This window comes from Sporosarcina psychrophila, assembly GCF_001590685.1.
Lineage (GTDB): Bacteria > Bacillota > Bacilli > Bacillales_A > Planococcaceae > Sporosarcina > Sporosarcina psychrophila.
The window spans coordinates 4,262,243-4,279,084 of sequence record NZ_CP014616.1 but is presented as its reverse complement, the minus strand read 5'-3'; the positions used below and the strand labels follow the sequence as shown (position 1 = coordinate 4,279,084).

Annotated in this window: 12 protein-coding genes and 1 pseudogene; 7 read left to right on the top strand and 6 right to left on the bottom strand. The window is 43.1% G+C overall.

Annotation, left to right across the window (positions count from 1 at the left end; all coding sequences use genetic code 11):
• Nucleotides 1–21 precede the first annotated feature (21 nt).
• Nucleotides 22–1,506, bottom strand: coding sequence for a DASS family sodium-coupled anion symporter (locus tag AZE41_RS20010; RefSeq protein WP_370569921.1), 1,485 nt, complete (start codon nucleotides 1,504–1,506; stop codon nucleotides 22–24).
• A gap of 243 nt (nucleotides 1,507–1,749) precedes the next feature.
• Between AZE41_RS20010 and AZE41_RS20005 the strand changes: the two are divergent.
• The 4 genes and pseudogenes from AZE41_RS20005 to AZE41_RS19990 all read left to right on the top strand — a co-directional run bounded on the left by AZE41_RS20005 (nucleotide 1,750) and on the right by AZE41_RS19990 (nucleotide 7,201).
• A pseudogene (locus AZE41_RS20005) lies at nucleotides 1,750–2,943 on the top strand (GTP-binding protein).
• A 599-nt stretch (nucleotides 2,944–3,542) separates the two neighbouring features.
• Nucleotides 3,543–5,693, top strand: a complete 2,151-nt coding sequence (locus tag AZE41_RS20000; RefSeq protein WP_067213358.1) for a beta-propeller domain-containing protein — start codon at nucleotides 3,543–3,545, stop codon at nucleotides 5,691–5,693.
• 285 nt (nucleotides 5,694–5,978) lie between these two features.
• Nucleotides 5,979–6,725: a threonine/serine exporter family protein gene (locus tag AZE41_RS19995; protein ID WP_067213355.1), complete on the top strand. Its 747-nt coding sequence runs from the start codon at nucleotides 5,979–5,981 to the stop codon at nucleotides 6,723–6,725.
• 20 nt (nucleotides 6,726–6,745) lie between these two features.
• Nucleotides 6,746–7,201, top strand: coding sequence for a threonine/serine exporter family protein (locus AZE41_RS19990; RefSeq protein ID WP_067213354.1), 456 nt, complete (start codon nucleotides 6,746–6,748; stop codon nucleotides 7,199–7,201).
• A gap of 39 nt (nucleotides 7,202–7,240) precedes the next feature.
• On the opposite strand, the gene AZE41_RS19985 is transcribed toward AZE41_RS19990, so the two are convergent.
• Nucleotides 7,241–8,902, bottom strand: coding sequence for a sensor domain-containing protein (locus AZE41_RS19985; protein WP_067213351.1), 1,662 nt, complete (start codon nucleotides 8,900–8,902; stop codon nucleotides 7,241–7,243).
• Between the two features lie 136 nt (nucleotides 8,903–9,038).
• On the opposite strand from AZE41_RS19985, the gene AZE41_RS19980 reads away from it, so the two are divergent.
• The gene (locus tag AZE41_RS19980; protein WP_067213348.1) at nucleotides 9,039–9,938 is read left to right on the top strand and encodes a DMT family transporter; all 900 of its coding nucleotides are present in this window, start codon (nucleotides 9,039–9,041) and stop codon (nucleotides 9,936–9,938) included.
• Nucleotides 9,939–10,100: 162 nt separating this feature from the next.
• On the opposite strand, the gene AZE41_RS19975 is transcribed toward AZE41_RS19980, so the two are convergent.
• The 4 genes from AZE41_RS19975 to AZE41_RS19960 are packed head-to-tail and all read right to left on the bottom strand — an operon-like array spanning nucleotide 10,101 to nucleotide 12,780.
• Nucleotides 10,101–10,784 (bottom strand): hypothetical protein, encoded by a 684-nt coding sequence (locus tag AZE41_RS19975; RefSeq protein ID WP_067213346.1) that lies wholly within the window; start codon nucleotides 10,782–10,784, stop codon nucleotides 10,101–10,103.
• Nucleotides 10,784–11,533: a hypothetical protein gene (locus AZE41_RS19970; protein ID WP_067213344.1), complete on the bottom strand. Its 750-nt coding sequence runs from the start codon at nucleotides 11,531–11,533 to the stop codon at nucleotides 10,784–10,786. The genes AZE41_RS19975 and AZE41_RS19970 overlap by 1 nt, the downstream gene beginning before the upstream one ends.
• Nucleotides 11,505–12,413: an ATP-binding cassette domain-containing protein gene (locus AZE41_RS19965; protein WP_067213342.1), complete on the bottom strand. Its 909-nt coding sequence runs from the start codon at nucleotides 12,411–12,413 to the stop codon at nucleotides 11,505–11,507. The genes AZE41_RS19970 and AZE41_RS19965 overlap by 29 nt, the downstream gene beginning before the upstream one ends.
• Nucleotides 12,400–12,780, bottom strand: coding sequence for a GntR family transcriptional regulator (locus tag AZE41_RS19960; protein ID WP_067214084.1), 381 nt, complete (start codon nucleotides 12,778–12,780; stop codon nucleotides 12,400–12,402). The genes AZE41_RS19965 and AZE41_RS19960 overlap by 14 nt, the downstream gene beginning before the upstream one ends.
• A 238-nt stretch (nucleotides 12,781–13,018) precedes the next feature.
• Here AZE41_RS19960 and AZE41_RS19955 point away from each other — a divergent pair, with 238 nt between their 5' ends.
• A complete protein-coding gene (locus tag AZE41_RS19955; protein ID WP_067213339.1) occupies nucleotides 13,019–14,761 on the top strand; it encodes an ABC transporter ATP-binding protein in 1,743 nt (580 codons plus the stop codon).
• Nucleotides 14,742–16,571 (top strand): ABC transporter ATP-binding protein, encoded by a 1,830-nt coding sequence (locus AZE41_RS19950; RefSeq protein ID WP_067213337.1) that lies wholly within the window; start codon nucleotides 14,742–14,744, stop codon nucleotides 16,569–16,571. Before AZE41_RS19955 ends, AZE41_RS19950 begins: the two co-directional genes overlap by 20 nt.
• The last annotated feature ends 271 nt before the right edge of the window (nucleotides 16,572–16,842 follow it).

Sequence of the window (16,842 nt, the reverse complement as noted above, 5' to 3'; positions counted from 1 at the left end):
TTCCAAGTAACTCGTTTTATATTATAAAAGTCCAATCCATTTCCAATACGTAGCACTAAACAGCAGGATGAGTAAATACCCGATAACCGTTAGCGCTATACCTGATTTCAAGAAATCCTTTACCGTGAATGAACCGGTACCGTAAGCGAGCATGTTTTGCGGTGCGCTGACTGGAAGAAGGAACCCAAAACTGATAACGAATTGTTGGATCAAGACAAATCCGACACTGTTCGCATCCAAGGAAATCGTCGTGGTAAGCGCGATGAAAATCGGGATAAGTGCCGATGATAAGCTCGTCGCACTGGCGAATCCGAGGTGAATGAGAATGTTGAATAACGACAGCAAGGCAATCGTTGCAAGAAGCGGCATATTGTCAAGACCCATTGCACCGAACACTCTATTGGACAGCCACTGAGCGCCTCCTGTATCTAAGAGGACGGTACCAAGTGCAATCCCCACAGCAAAGACGATGATCGTACCCCATGGAATAAGTTTTTCAACCGTTTTCCAGTCAAATACGCCGATTCTTGGGGCGAGCAGAATCGCAATCGCGACAAGAGTCACTGTCGTCGTATCAAACGGGTGGAGTACTTCTTCTGTTGACCAGAAGAACAGCAGTGCTAGTGCGACAACAATTAATCTTTTTTCTGACGATTTCATCGGACCAAGTTCTTTTAGCTGACCTTGGATCAATTCTTTCCCGCCTTCGACAACCTGTGTTTCCGGCTTAATCAGCTTAATCATTATGAAATACAAAGCAATAGACATAAGGATTGCCCACGGAGCTGCATACAAGAACCAAGCTCCCCAAGAGACGGATACACCCATTTCCTTTTCAATGAAACCGAGCGCAACCATATTTTGTGCGGCTCCGGTTTTGATTCCTATATTCCAGATTGAGACGGATTGAACAGCAGTGATGACCAAAAGTGCACCAAGCCGACTATTATGAGGTAGTCCGAACGCTGCAACCATTCCGAGGAGAATCGGAACAACTGCGCCCGCACGTGCTGTTGCACTTGGTACGAAGAACGCAAGTACAATGGATACAATTATGGCGCCGAAAACGATAGCCCCTGTTTTAACCCCGACTTTTGATAGGATATAGAGCGCCAACCGTTTGTGAAGATTTGTCGCTTGCATTGCTGCGGCTAAAAATAGAGCGGCAGCAACAAGAGCAACTGCCGAATTGGAGAATCCGCCAAGGGCCATTTGAAGAGCGGATTTTGTGCCTAGCATGACATCGGGATTTGCCATATCCGGCGCAAGGCCGAGCGTAACCGCAAGTAGACTGATAATCATTGCTGAACTTACCGGATATGCCACTGCTTCCGTCATCCAAAGAATGACGGCAAATGCCAAAATAGCGAGTGCACGTTGCCCCATTACAGGCAAGTCGCCAGAATTAGGAAGAAGCATGATGACAATCATGACGGTGAATGCAAGGGCAATCCAATACGGTTTTAAATTTCGTTTTGGCTTAGTAATATTTTCTGTGCTTTCCAAATGTATTCGACCCTTTCTTATTTAAATATAGCTACACTTTTAGGTTACCCAACAAACGCAGGCATTGAAACTAATAGACTTAATAATCTAAAGCAATTCGATGGAACTTGTGAACTTAAGCTGTAAAACGTAAATATATGAGTTTTTGTAAGGGTTTTTTCATTTTCGACTTGCATTATTGAATCTCTCTGTGTAATATTTAAAACGTAATCATTACGATTTAGGAAAAGAGGACAGTCCATTATGAATGAAATAAAAAAAGTTCCAGTCACGGTGTTGAGTGGTTATTTAGGAGCGGGTAAAACAACCGTTTTAAATCATCTTCTTGCAAATCGCGAAGGACTACGAATTGCAGTTATCGTCAATGACATGAGTGAAATCAATATTGATTCGGCTTTAATACAAAACAACGGTTTTTCACGTACGGAAGAAAAACTTATTGAACTGTCGAATGGCTGTATATGCTGCACATTACGTGAAGATTTAATGATAGAAGTGGAAAAACTTGTGGCTGAAGGTAATATTGACTATATCATCATTGAATCGACGGGTATTTCCGAACCAATTCCCGTGGCACAAACGTTTACGTACATTGATGAGGAAGTTGGAATCGATTTATCCAAAGTATGTCTACTCGACAGTATGGTGACAGTTGTGGATGCGTTCCGTTTTTGGAAGGACTATGAAAGCGGGGAAACGTTGCTCGATCGCAAGCAAACCGATGATGAAAACGATCATCGAGATATAGCAGATCTATTGGTAGATCAACTTGAATTCGCTAATATATTATTAGTAAATAAATTGGATCTTATTAATGAAGATTATAAAGAGCCATTTTTTGCATTCCTTAAGAAGATGAACCCAGACGCAGAGATCATACCGATTGAATTCGGTCGTGTGGATCCTGTGAAGATTTTGAACCGTCAGTTATTTGATTTCGACAAATCGAGTCAAGGGGCGGGGTGGATAAAGGAATTAAACGAGGAACATGTACCGGAAACCGATGAATACGGCATTACATCTTTTGTGTACAGGAGAAGACGTCCATTCCATCCGGCGAGATGGCATGAATGACTGACAGGGTTCCCACAAGAAATTGTTCGTTCGAAAGGTTTTTTCTGGTTAGCAACGCGCCCGGATATGGCAGGATTGCTATCGCAGGCTGGTTCTTCAATTATATTCCAAGGGGCAGGTCAGTGGATTGCAGCACTTCCGAAGGCACAACAAAAGTTAGTTTTCGCCGACGACCCGGAATTGTTGGAACGTTGGGATGACAAGCATGGTGATCGTCAGACGGAACTGGTTTTCATCGGACTTGATATGGACAGAGAAGAGATTGAAGAGGATCTAGATGATTGCTTGTTGACAGAAGAGGAAATGGCGATGGATTGGTCTGGATTTGCAGATCCGCTACCGATATTCGTGGCGGCTGAATAAGGGGAATAATCCGTTCATGGGGTTATATGATCGGTCGAGCGTGGGCTATGATTGGTCCGTGAGGTTATATGATCGGTCGAGCGAAGGTTATGATCGGTTCGTGAGATTATTTGATTGGTCGAGCGAAGGTTATGATCGGTTCGTGAGGTTATATGATTGGTAGAGCGAAGGTTATGATCGGCTCGTGGGGTTATATGATTGGTAGTGCGAAAGTTATGATCGGTTCGTAAGGTTATATGATCGGTCGACCGTGAGCTATGTTCTACCATCCCCCTTATCTCTAATCCTTCCTAAGTTCATACTTTGCTACTCATTCAATCGATTGTTTGTAGCGTATTGTTATAAAAAACTGGAACTATACATGTTGAACTTATGATTCTGTCTACTCACCAGCGAAGGCGACTACTGGGGTAGCCGAAGCAATAAGACAGACAGTGGGTTTTCGTCTGGCTTATTGCGGGAGGCATCCCCTAGCGCCAAGCGTTCTTAGCAGGATTCTTTAATTCAACATATATAATAAAAATTTTCAGTTTAGTGAAACGAAATCGCCCTATCAGAGTCTAATGGTGTAACAAACCAAAAGGAAAGGGTTGGTCAAATTGAGAAAAAAGGTTAGTTGGCTTTTTATTACGGCATTCATTACAGTAGTTGCAATATCTTTCGCGTTTTTCATCGACAAAGTGACTGTTACGGCATCCAATATTGCACTTTCCAATCAAGGATGGCACGCAAACTTCTCCACACCGTTGAAAAAGGAGGCAATAGGATCAGATGATTTATATATAACTGATCGAAATGGAAAGCGGGTAACTGCCGAAGTTACGCTTGAAAACGCTGGTAAGACCCTATTTGTAAAGGGCCTCGCACCAGGGGCATATACACTTCACGTCCAGAAAAATGCGTTTAATGGCAAGGTCTTAAAATCGATGCCAATCGATGAAATCAAATTTACTATCCACGAAACGATCGAATCCATCGCATCAGTAAAAGAGTTGGAAGCCTATTTTGAACGGGCGAAGTCCATGCAACAATCAAATCCTACCGTAACAGAAGAAAGAGAAGATTCAGCGACGTCAAATACTGCAACATTAGAATCTGCTAAAAGTAGTAGTTCAGATCATTCGACAACGAACAATCAAGTAGAAGGAGTCGATGAAGCTGATAGCGTAAAGACAGACGGTAACTATATATATACTGTAATGGGCAATAACAAAGTCACCATTACCGATATCCGCGACCCGAAGAAAATCCGAAAAGCTTCGGAAATTAAGATGGAAGAAGAATTTTATCCGTCCCAGTTATTTCTCCACGGCGATACGCTAATTGTCCTTGGTGAGAAATATGAACCTTACAACAACGAAGAGGACACGAACGAGGCAAGGATCAGCAGGCCAATGAATGGAATGACTACGGTTCGAATGTATAATGTGTTGAATCCGAAAACGCCTAAACTTATTCGAGAAATCGGAGCGGAAGGCTATCTAAACGGCGCACGGAAAACAGGAGATATGCTGTATTTTGTAACGAATGTACAGCCGAACTTCTGGATCATGAATGAAATCGACGGAGACACGCTTCGTCCCCGCGTATATGATTCCATAGTAGGCGATGATCCCGAACTGATTGACTACAAGGACATCGCGATTCTACCGGGTGCGATGGAACCGACGTATTCCGTCATTACAGCCATCGACCTTTCATCGCTAGTAGAAGGTAAAGTTGTGACAAAAGGCTATCTCGGTGGAAGTGAGCAGCTTTACATGTCCGAAGACAATTTATATCTCACAGCGACAATTCACGAAACGAACGCCTCCACATCGAATAAAATGATCTGGAACCCTGGCACTGCAAACAGTGAGTTATTCAAGTTTACATTGAACAAGACAACTGTCACATTCCAAAATTCAGCCACACTGAAAGGGCATTTACTTAACCAGTTTTCAATGGATGAACATAATGGTTATTTCCGTGCCGTCACGACGGAAGGGAATATGTGGGATGATAAAAAACCATCTAAAAACCATCTCTTCATTTTGGATGAAAACCTTAATACCACAGGATCCGTCGAGGGTCTTGCGAAAGGCGAACGCATCTACTCTGCACGATTCATGGGGGATAAGGCTTATATGGTAACGTTCCGGGAAACGGATCCACTGTTTGTCATTGATGTGGCCGATCCGACTGCCCCAAAAGTGCTTGGCGAGCTGAAGATTCCTGGCTTTAGCAATTACTTGCATCCGCTTGACGAAAACCATCTCATTGGCTTTGGTTATGAAACGGTTGCTGAGAAAAATCCACAAGGGGGAGAGCCACTTATTTTGACGATGGGTATGAAAGTTTCCTTATTTGATGTGACTGATTTCAATAACCCAAAAGAGAAGGACACTGAAATCATTGGTGGTCGTGGAACATACTCACAAATTCAATATGATCACAAGGCATTGTTCCAACATGAAGGACGAAATTTATACGGTTTCCCGGTATCGATTTACGATGAAATCGGGAAAGACCATAACATTGATTTTCAAAGTTCCGGCGCACTTGTTTACGAAATTACACCGGAACATGGTATCGTCCTAAAAGGGGATTTACTGAAAGTGAAAAGCCGCGGAGAGCAATACGGGGATTGGGAGAAAGAAATCCAACGTATGCTGTACAGCAAAGACATCTTGTATACAGTTTCAATGAAGGAAATCAATAATTACTCGCTCGATACGTTCGCTCTAATTGGTAGCTTGCAAATTGACTGAATAGGATTCAAAGTTGAAAGGTCCGGCCTAGTGCTGGGCCTTTTCTTATGCAGAAAGTTGATCAAATCACTTTGTTCATTGTCATTTGTCTTCAGCTTCGATAAGATTATTTAATGGAGAGAATTTGAGTTTTATTTCTCAATACATGTTGAAGTATTGAATACGGTATATTTACTAGCGTAGGCGCCTTACAGGGGTAGCCGAAGCGGTATGGAGTGAGATCACTCATTCAACTCATATATAGAAAAATCGTACTTTATACCACTTGGGTTAGGAGGACGGAATATGTCAATAGTGGACAAAGAGACAGCAATCGATTGTTGTCTGCTCGCGGGACGTCTTATGATGGAAGCTGGAGCTGAGACGTACCGTGTAGAAGATACAATGGCACGAATGGCTGAAACACAGCAGTTGTCAGCCACTCATAGTTTCGTTACGCCGACAGGTATTATTTTTTCACCAGGTAGTCCGCATCATACGAAGCTGATTCGGATAAAGGACCGGACGACGGACCTTGAAAAAGTTGCACTCGTTAATGACGTTTCACGTAAGCTATCTGCAAATGAATATACACTTGAAGAAGCGTATACTAAGCTCCAAGAAATCGAAAAAACAAATGTCATGTTTCCGCTTTGGCTACAAATTATCGCAGCAGCTGTCGCTAGTGGATCCTTTCTAATCTTGTACGGCGGTCTTTGGACAGATGTCCCCGCCGCTATCTTTGCGGGAGGTGTTGGATACGTCATAGTGACAAAAATACATGAGTTGACAAGGGTGAAGTTTTTTGCGGAATTCGTTGGCTCATTATTTATAGGGCTTATCGGATTTGCAGCGGTGCAAACTGGACTAGGATTGGAACTCGATAAAATTATCGTTGGATCGGTCATGCCGCTCGTTCCAGGCTTACTCATTACGAATGCAGTGCGCGATCTGATGGCGGGTCATTTTATGTCGGGATTGTCAAAAGGGGCGGAAGCATTTCTGACGGCATTTGCAATCGGAGCTGGCGTAGCACTTGTTTTATCTTTCTGAATGGAAAAGGGGTTTGAGTTTTGACGTGGATTGTACAAGCAATTCTTAGTTTCCTTGCTGCAACAGGGTTTGGAATTATATTTAATGCCCCACGTAGAATGTTGTTTTATTGCGGTTTTGTAGGGATGACGGGTTGGCTTATTTATAGCCTGTTTAATGGAATATCGGGAGATCCTATGCAGGCTTCATTCCTGGGCGCGTTCATGGTTGCACTCGTTGCCCATATTTTTGCTAAGCGTTTTCGTACGCCAATGATCATATTCAGTGTCGCTGGAATCATTCCGCTCGTGCCGGGGGGAATGGCTTATAATGCGATGCGGCATATCGTTGAAAAAGATTATTTAACGGCAATCTCATTTGCATCGGGTGCATTTATGGTATCGGGTGCGATTGCCATGGGACTAGTTTTTGCGGAAGTAATTATTCAGCTTATTTTCCGGTCCGGTATCGGAAGGAAAAGAGTGAAAAAAATATGAAAAACGGAGTATTCTCCTTATGAGAGATACTCCGTTATATTATTTTATATCCTTAAATTGGATGTCGTTAGAGGGTATCGGCATGCCGATATAATGACCTTGTACGGCATCTGCGCCCATTTTTTCGAGAAGCTTGTACTGCTCCTTTGTTTCAACGCCTTCTGCAATGATGTATAATCCCATCGATTTGCAGAAACGTATCATCCCTTCGACGAGTTTCTGCGTTTTTGGCTGTGTCGTCAAGGAGTCAATAAATACCTTATCAATTTTTACTTTCGTAATCGGTAGATGCTGCATATACCTGAATGATGCATAACCAGTACCGAAATCATCTAGTGCGAACTCGACCCCGGCGTCTTGAAGTTCTTTCATCTGAAGGACGATTGAGTTTTCCTCTTCAGCTTGAAAAGCGAATTTCTCAGTTATTTCAAATTGAATGCAACTTGGGGGGCACTTCGTCTTATTAAGGATGTCTATCACTTTGTTTTTCATTTGTGCATTACTGAACTCGCGAACGGAAGTATTTACTGAAATATCTACATGACGGCCTTGTTCATTCCACCGTGCGGCGAGGGTCGCAGCTTCCTCAAGTACGAAAGCTCCAATATCGTGAATGAGACCGTTCTCTTCCGCGATTGGGATAAGCTCGTCAGGCGTAATAGTGCCAAGATCTTCATCCTCCCACCGAACGAGGGCTTCGTAAAGTGTCACTTCTCCAGACGCAAGATCGAATTGTGGTTGGTAGACTACTTTAAAACTTTGGTGATTTAGGGCAGATAACATTTTTTGGTCGATAATTGCCCGCCGATTTAGCACTTTATGTGAAGCTGCTGAAAGTGAAGAAATCTTACCGCCACCATTATTGATAACATCTTTTGTAGCGGCCAATGCGGCTTTCATAAGATGGTTATAGGTTTTTTGGTCTTCAGGATAGCGGACGACGCCACCGCTAATGGATAACGGAATGGCAATATTATTGATATAAATCGGTTGCTGTTCAAGGAATAGTAGAAAGCCTCGCACATACCAATCACCGAAGGCGGTAAGAACGATAAATTCATTTGCACCGACTCTGGCTATTGGATTATCTTGGAAGTATCGCTTAAGTCTATTTGAAAATGATTTAATAAGTTCTATCTTTGACTCGGATGATTGAAGGTCTTTCAATGTATAATAGTGATCAATGGTTATGAAGACAAATGAGAAACTTTTTGCCTCTTCAATAATTTCTGTCACGGTCGTTTCAAGTTTATAACGACTCATTAGCCCGGTCTCGTAGTCAATGAATGCAATTTGTTGTAGCTGGTCCCGTAACTGTACGTCTTCAGTGATATCCAATTCAAGAAAAGTAACGGAAAACGGTTTATCATGTGACGGCATGCTGGGAATAGCAATCATATTCACGAAATATGGCTTACCCAAACGTGTTATTTTTTCAATCATACCGAACCATGTTTTCCCGGCCGTTATACTTTTCCAGATGGCATGTGCCTGACTTTGACCTTCAACAGTTTCCGGGAACATTTGCCACAAAGTTATTCCGAGCACCCGCCTTGGTGTCCATTTACTTGTTTCCAAAAAGTTTTTGTTTGCGTAAATAATTGAACCTTCACTATTTGCTCGGGTTACCATATAAAATTGTTCAAGACTATTCATTATGTCCGGCAGTTCCGGCACGAATTGTCCATAATCTGGCTTCATATAAATGTCCCCTTCCGGATATGGATGATACTACTATTATAGGGAAGTTCTCGTGTCTGTACATCATGAAAGTGATAAATCATTAATTAATTAGCCATATTAGCAGTTTAATAGTCAAATTAGGAGGTGGAAAGACATGGATAGATTAAAAGGCATTGCCCTAATTGTTTCAGGTGCGGTACTTTGGGGGGCAACGGGTCCTATGATGGAATGGATGTTGCTACACAGTGAGATGTCAGTTTCCTTCATGCTGACAGTTCGCCTCCTACTCGCAGGCTCATTTTTACTAGCTATGCTGAAGATGCAGGGGAAGCGCATCACTCTTCCATGGAGACAAAAAGTATGGGCACGCCAACTTCTTCTTTTCGGAGTATTTGGCATGCTCGGGGTCCAATACACATTTGCCGCGTCCATTAATACGAGTAATGCAGTAATTGCGACATTATTTCAGTTCTTGGCACCGATTTTTATTATCATATTTGTAACAGCGTCACAAAAGACCTGGCCACCGATCGTGCAGGTGCTTGGAATGTTCGTGACATTAGTAGGATTACTCCTCCTATTGACTGACGGATCGTTTGCTGGTTTTGCAATGAGTAAAGTTGCTGTTTTTTGGGGACTTGCGCTTGGTTTTGCCTTCTCGTTTTACACGTTATATCCCGTCCGGCTGATGCAGGAATGGGGGGGTTTGCTATCCATTGGCTGGGGGATGATTATAGGGGGGATAACGCTTTTCGTTTTGAATCCATTGACAGTTGTGACCCACTTGGACTATTTAGCAGATTGGACTATAGCGGGCATGCTCCTCCTCGTCATTATCGTAGGAACCGTTGCCTTTATTTTATTCATGAGTAGCATGAAATACATATCACCAGTGGAAGTGAGCATATTGTCGAGCTTTGAACCGCTGACAGCAATGGTTATTTCCGTTATCTGGTTCGGTCAGGTACTTGGCATGTGGCAATTGACAGGGGCGATAATTATGCTTATCGGGGTGACTTGGCTGTCGGTTGCGGGTAGTAGGGCAAAAACATAGAATAGTAGAAGGACCGGTTCCCGTTGGGGGGCCGGTCCTTTTGTTAAAGGTAAAAAGTATAAGTTACTTCGAGTTGCTTCAGTCTTGCTGAAAAGGCATAATACGCCTTTATCCTCAAGAATTCCAGCGCTTTTCGGGGCTAAACGGCGTCTTGCGCTTTTCTTATTCATTGATGTAGTTGATGTAAAGATGTTCGTCTGCGGTGATGATCAAATCTTTTGGAACTAGCAGATGTACAGCAATCTGGCGCTCCGAAGTGTGGTGAGAATTATTCCTTTGTCGGGATGTATGTGTGAACTGACTTAACAGATAGGCTTCCTGATAAGTGGTATAGGTTATTTCGGTAAGGGGTGGTTCTAGGAACGTGACCGAGTCTGTTGTCCATTCTGGTATTTTGTATTTAAGTTGGTTTGAGAAATCGTAATCGTCCAACAGAAGAAGGGGCTTAATGAGTGTTTCTTCAATTAATCCATCATTTTCACTTTTACGTTCTACAATAATTGTTGAATTGATTTCATAGCCTTGTGCGTTCATAAGGAGTATATCTCCTATTATCTGCGTTCTTTTGTCGAGAATATTGGAAGAATCAATGGACTCAATATCCCCGTTTTGTATAGCGCTCGTTAGAAGATTAAGGTATTCATTTGATTTCGCTTTCGGTTGAGTGGTAAATGATTTACTGTCAACTAGTTCTACGGAAATCGCCGCAATGATTAAAATGACTGCATATGTTACCAAAAAAACATACGTCCACTTTTTATTTATCTGCCGTGTTGGTTTTTTTCTTCCTTGCAAGAAGTACCAGATAATTAAGGCTATAAAGATGAGAGATAAAAGACCGGACATTATTTCCTCACCTCCGTTTTAGTTGTAACGCCTATGGAAATGGCGAAAAGCATGATAACTGTTACGATTATTTTCAAAAGGAAAAATAGTAACGATGTTTCAGTACCAAAGAAAGAAACAATACTTGCAATCAGGTCAAGCCCGCCTATATTTAATTGGAGTAGCGGAATCACAACGATTGCTGCAATTAAGAGTGGGAGAACGAACTTGCTGAGCTGGATGAATGAACCCACTACATAACCCAAACTTGCAAACAGCACGGTGTAAAGAACCGAAGTTAGGACCATGGTGAAAAAGTCGATTGGAGAACTGAACAGTCCCGATGTTTCGGTGAACAAAGGATTACTTTGAAATAAAGAGATGAACTTAATGATTGAACCTGCAAGGGTTGCTAGGGTACCGGCGATGACGGACGCGAACAGTAAAAACAGAAAGCTGGATATATTGTGGCTAAGTCGATTGGATACGAAAGAAAAAGCATCGTTACGATAAGCTAATGTAGTGACAAGGATGCCCATTGAAAACGCCCAGAGAAGTGTGAAGACAACGGGCATATCTCCGGTTGAAGAACTATAGTCTACTGTCAGTGTACCCCCGGAAGTGGAACCACCACTTCCGGTTCCAAAACCTAAAAAAATACCAATCAGTTGCATAACAAGAAGTGAACTAAAGACACCAGTATAGGCATTCAATTTATGAAGAAATTGTTTTTTTACGACATCAGTCAGCCGGGGTTCCGTTAAATACATGATCGATTCCTCCTTTTGTTCCGGTTGTCAGTGCAACATATGCATCATCCGCCGAGACAGGGACTAGTTGGATGTCTTGTGTGTGTAGCTTTACTTTTTCATCAGAAGTGAAAGTGTTTTTGACGAGTATTTCACTGAAAGAACCATTTATCTGGCTGCTGAAAATTTCTCTATCCGCAATAAAGGTACTTATTTTTTCTTCTTTCCCAATTAAGCTGACGAACATCCCTTGCAAATCCGTTGTAGGACCGTGAAAAAGGGCGGTTTTATTGTGAATTAATAGAATATCTTCAAGCAAGTCTTCTATCTCCTCAAGGTGATGGCTAGATACTAAAATAGTCCGTGGATGGGCAATATAATCTTTTAGTAATGCACGGTAAAAGTCTTTTCGTGCGACTGTATCCATACCAGTGGTTGGTTCATCAAAAATCGTCAGTGGACAATGGGAGGCAAGACCGATAATGGCATTGAATGTACTTTTCTTCCCTTTAGAAAGATCCATCTGCCGAGCATTCGAATGAAAGCTGAAATGATCGAACAATCGCTGTGCAAGTGGTCCATCCCAGTTCGGATAGAAACGACCTGCCTCTTTCAGAATATCCTTCAACGTCAGTTTGTCCGAAAAACTCATTGAGTCATCAACAAGAATAGAATTCGCAGACACTTTCAAACTGTTGAATGGATTGACTGAAAAAACATGGACATCTCCAGACGTAGCTTGAGTATGTCCTACAACGATTTTCATCAGCGTAGATTTCCCGACACCATTACGTCCAATGATTCCCGTAAGAACACCTTGTCGAATGCTGAAATTCATCTTATTCAACACAGTACGACTACCATAAGTTTTCGTTACATCAATAAATTCAATTACCGTCATGTTTGTTCCCCCTTTTTCCTCGCTCTGCTTCAATCATTGACAGCAGATGTGAATCGTCGACACCAAGAAGTGTAGCTTCATTGAGCAATTCCCGAATAAGTCTCCGCAGAGTATCTTCTTTGCGTTTAGACAGTAGTTTGTCGCGAGCATCAGGCTCGACAAACATTCCTAGGCCGCGTCGCTTGTAGACAACTTCCGCTTCGAGCAATAACGTAAGTCCTTTGCCAGCCGTTGCTGGATTAATAGTGAAGATTTCCGCGAGTTGGTATTGTGAATAGACTTTTTCATCGGGGGAAAGGGTGCCGTCAATTATTTCCGTTTCAATCCACTCCGCAATTTGGACGTAAATTGGTTTCGAGCCGTCCATGTTAAGCACCGGTGGCACCTCCTAATCGTTAGTGCATTACTGTTGTAATGTACTATACGTTAATTGGAAATGAAATACAACTCATACATGAAATGTGATCACTTGTAGTCAACATCAATCAATTTTAAGATAACCTACAATTCAGTCGAATTGGCTATACACAATTGGGTCGCTGTGTCATAATAAGTTCTATCGAGAAGTAATTCGTGAAACGAAAGAGTTTTTGGGGGTCAAAAAGATGAAAACAGTTTTTTCATATGCCTGGCCATATAAATGGCCAATCGTTATTGCGTTATTTCTTATGTTACTGGAATTATCTGTAGAGCTAATTCAGCCGTTGCTCATCGCTAAAATTATCGACGATGGCATTATGGCTGGAAATGAGGCTGTTATTTGGACGTGGGGAAGCGTGATGATGGCGCTGGCGTTTGTGGCTTTTTTTTCGGGGGTCATTAATTCATTCTTTGCTGCACATGCGGCGCAAAGTTTTGGATTTGATCTACGACAGGCATTGTTTCGTCAAGTACAAGCGTTTACCATGGCGACATTTCTTCGGTTCCCGACATCGGGACTCATCACACGGTTGACGAGTGACGTCACGATGGCTCAAAACGTCCTATTTATGGGACTTCGGATTATGATGCGTGCACCATTACTCGTAATTGGAAGTTTAATTATGGCTTTTTTCGTCAATGTGAAACTAGCATTATTTCTTGTAGTTGGGGCTCCGTTTCTGCTGATCTTTCTTTATTTCATGGCGAAAAAAGGGGTCAGTTATTTTTCGCATGTCCAGCACAGGCTTGACCGAGTAAACCGTGTTATCCAAGAAAATTTACAGGCTGTACGACTTATTAAAGCGTTTTTACGTGGGGCTTATGAAGCGAGTCGCTTCTCAAAAGTATCTGATCTGTTAAGAAAAGATACGGTAAAAGCGATGCGGATGATGGAACTAATCTTGCCAATCCTGTTGTTTGTTATGAACGCAAGTTTGATGGCTGTACTATGGTTCGGAGCTATTGAAGTGCGTGATGGCGGCGCGCAGGTGGGGGAACTAGTAGCGATTGTTAACTATGCAATGCGCATGACAGGTGCGTTCTCGATGTTCTCATTCATCATTGTGGCATTCTCGCGTGCAAAAGCATCTTCTGAACGGATGGAAGAAGTTCTGCTTGCGAATGAAGACTTGGAACTCCATAGTTCGGAAAGTACAGGACTGTTACGCAATGAAGGTGATTTGAAATTCGACAACGTGTCGTTCATATATCCAGGTAAGCTGGAACCGATTTTAGATAACGTGTCATTCCATGTTTCACCGGGAGAAAAGCTCGCCATTATGGGGGCAACAGGGTCTGGAAAATCTACATTACTCAATCTTATTCCACGTATTTTTGAAAAAACACAAGGGAAGATCTATGTTAGTGGAACAGAAGTAGAGGATTGGCCGTTGAAAGATTTGAGGGATACGATTGGACTCGTACCGCAGCAATCGATTTTATTTACAGGGTCGATTTTGGATAACTTATCGTGGGGCGATATGGAGGCGGATGTCGACGAACTGGAAGAGGCGGCTAAAAAAGCACAAATCCATGAATCGATTGATCTGTTCCCGTTAAAGTATGGCACAAGGGTCGGACAGAAAGGCGTCAACTTATCGGGTGGTCAGAAACAACGATTATCCATAGCAAGGGCGCTCGTTCGGAAACCATCTATCTTGATTCTCGATGACAGCACAAGTGCACTTGACGTGAAAACGGAAACGGCGCTATGGGATGCGCTTGAAGGGGAAGAAGCGACGATGCTCGTTGTCACACAGAAAATCCGAACCGCACAAGGGGCTGATAAAATCCTCCTTTTAGATGAAGGACAAGTCGTCGGCTATGGAACACATGACGACTTGATGGAGCAGTCCGCACTGTATCAGAAAATTGCGGAATCCCAATCCGATGAGGAGGTGGCAGCCGATGTTACGCGCAATTCGTAAACCGTTCGGCTACGAGCCGATTCTATCGAAGGAAGATATTAATGGTACTGGGAAGAAGAAAAAAGAACGTGCGAGTAACTGGAAATCAGTTCTTTTCCGGATTTGGCAACTTGTCGATGAACAGCGGGGCCTACTCATTGCTGTGCTCACGCTTGTTTTTGTCAGTTCAGTCCTGGCGCTGCTTGGGCCATTGATGATTGGTAAAATTATTGACCATTATATTATTCCGATGAAGTTCGCGGGTTTAGGCGGCAGTATCGGGTGGCTTATCACTATCTATGTAGGCTTATCACTAGCGATGTATTTTCAAAACTATTGGATGGTTGGCGTCGCACAACAAACCGTTTTTCGTTTACGGACGAGTTTGTTTGCTCATCTTCAAAAGCTGCCAGTCACATTTTTTGATAAACGGCAGCACGGTGAACTGATGAGCCGAATTACCAATGATATTGAAAACGTTAGCCAAACACTGAACTCGTCTTTCATCCAAGTATTTTCGAGCATCTTGACACTAACTGGGACGCTTGGGGTCATGCTTTACTTAAGCCCGTTATTGACACTACTCACGATGATCATTGTTCCAGTGATGTTCGTAGCGATTCGGTGGATTACGCGCCGTACGGGACCTTTATTTAAAGAACAGCAGCAAGCAGTGGGCGAGTTAAACGGCATGATTGAAGAAACGATTTCTGGCCAGCGCATTGTCAAAGCATTCTCGCAGGAAGAACGTGTAATGGAAGAGTTTGCGCAGAAGAGTGAGCGACTTCGACGAACGGGTTTTTGGGCGTTGACCTACTCAGGTTTTATCCCCAAAGTAATGAATCTGTTGAACAACGCGAGTTTTGCGGTTATTGCAGGGGTGGGTGGATTGCTTGCGTTAAGAGGGGACGGTGTTATAACGGTGGGGACAATCGTCATTTTCTCTGAATTTGCACGGCAGTTCACACGTCCACTTAATGATCTTGCAAACCAATTTAACACAGTGCTATCGGCAATAGCTGGAGCAGAGCGAGTCTTTAAGATTATGGATGAACCAGTCGAGAAGGATGAAGCGACGGAATATACGGATATGATCCTCAAGGGGGACGTTGAGTTCCGAGATGTTTCCTTTGGTTATGCAGTCGAAACCGATGGCTATACAATTGACAATTTATCATTTCGTGTGAAGGTGGGGGAAACAGCGGCATTTGTCGGGGCCACGGGCGCAGGGAAGACCACAATTATGCAGTTGCTTGCTAGGTTCTATGAAGTTGATAAAGGAGTAATCTATATCGACGGTATCCCGATTAGCAAGTTGCCGCGGCAAACGCTTCGTAGCCAAACGGCATTTGTCTTGCAAGATCCATTTCTGTTCGAAGCAACAGTCCTTGAAAATATTCGTTATGGAAAACTTGATGCGACAGATGAAGAAGTCATTCAGGCGGCAAAACAGGCCAATGCGCATAGTTTCATTAGTCGGCTGGAAGATGGCTATGAGACTATATTGACGGCAGATGGCGGCGAGATCTCACAAGGGCAGAAGCAGTTGCTGTCAATTGCAAGAGCACTCGTTGCAGATCCAGTACTACTCCTTCTTGATGAAGCCACAAGTAGTATCGATACAGTTACAGAGCTAGAAATCCAAGAAGCACTCGATCGCCTTATGGAAGGCAGAACTAGTTTTGTTATTGCGCATAGACTGAATACCGTACGGAAAGCCGATACCGTTTATGTCATGGAGCAAGGGAAACTGATAGAATCCGGAAGCCAAGAAGAATTGATTGAACAACAAGGTGTATTTTACAACATGTTGCTAGAATCGAAAGTATAGAAAAGCGCAAGCGGCCTGCATAAGGCGTGCCGGCGGAGCGGCGTACTTTGCCGCATATCTGGAACGACTTATGACCCGAGCGTTTGGCCGCTGTAGTCTGGACAGTATAGAAAAGCGCAAGCGCCTGTGTAGCTCGTGAAGGAAAAAGGGAAAGACCCGGAAGCCGCCCTTTGGCTTATGGGTCTTTCATCTTTTCCACAGCGAGCTAGGCGCTGTAGTCTGGACAGTCTAGAAAAGCGGAAGCGGCACAAAATAAGGCTACAAGGACATT

Bases quoted from the DNA above. Each gene is read 5' to 3' on its own strand.
- AZE41_RS19995 (WP_067213355.1), top strand. From the start codon at position 5,979: ATGTCAATAGTGGACAAAGAGACAGCAATCGATTGTTGTCTGCTCGCG.
- AZE41_RS19985 (WP_067213351.1), bottom strand. From the start codon at position 8,902: ATGAAGCCAGATTATGGACAATTCGTGCCGGAACTGCCGGACATAATG.
- AZE41_RS19980 (WP_067213348.1), top strand. From the start codon at position 9,039: ATGGATAGATTAAAAGGCATTGCCCTAATTGTTTCAGGTGCGGTACTT.
- AZE41_RS19975 (WP_067213346.1), bottom strand. From the start codon at position 10,784: ATGTCCGGTCTTTTATCTCTCATCTTTATAGCCTTAATTATCTGGTAC.
- AZE41_RS19970 (WP_067213344.1), bottom strand. From the start codon at position 11,533: ATGTATTTAACGGAACCCCGGCTGACTGATGTCGTAAAAAAACAATTT.
- AZE41_RS19965 (WP_067213342.1), bottom strand. From the start codon at position 12,413: ATGACGGTAATTGAATTTATTGATGTAACGAAAACTTATGGTAGTCGT.
- AZE41_RS19960 (WP_067214084.1), bottom strand. From the start codon at position 12,780: ATGGACGGCTCGAAACCAATTTACGTCCAAATTGCGGAGTGGATTGAA.
- AZE41_RS19955 (WP_067213339.1), top strand. From the start codon at position 13,019: ATGAAAACAGTTTTTTCATATGCCTGGCCATATAAATGGCCAATCGTT.
- AZE41_RS19950 (WP_067213337.1), top strand. From the start codon at position 14,742: ATGTTACGCGCAATTCGTAAACCGTTCGGCTACGAGCCGATTCTATCG.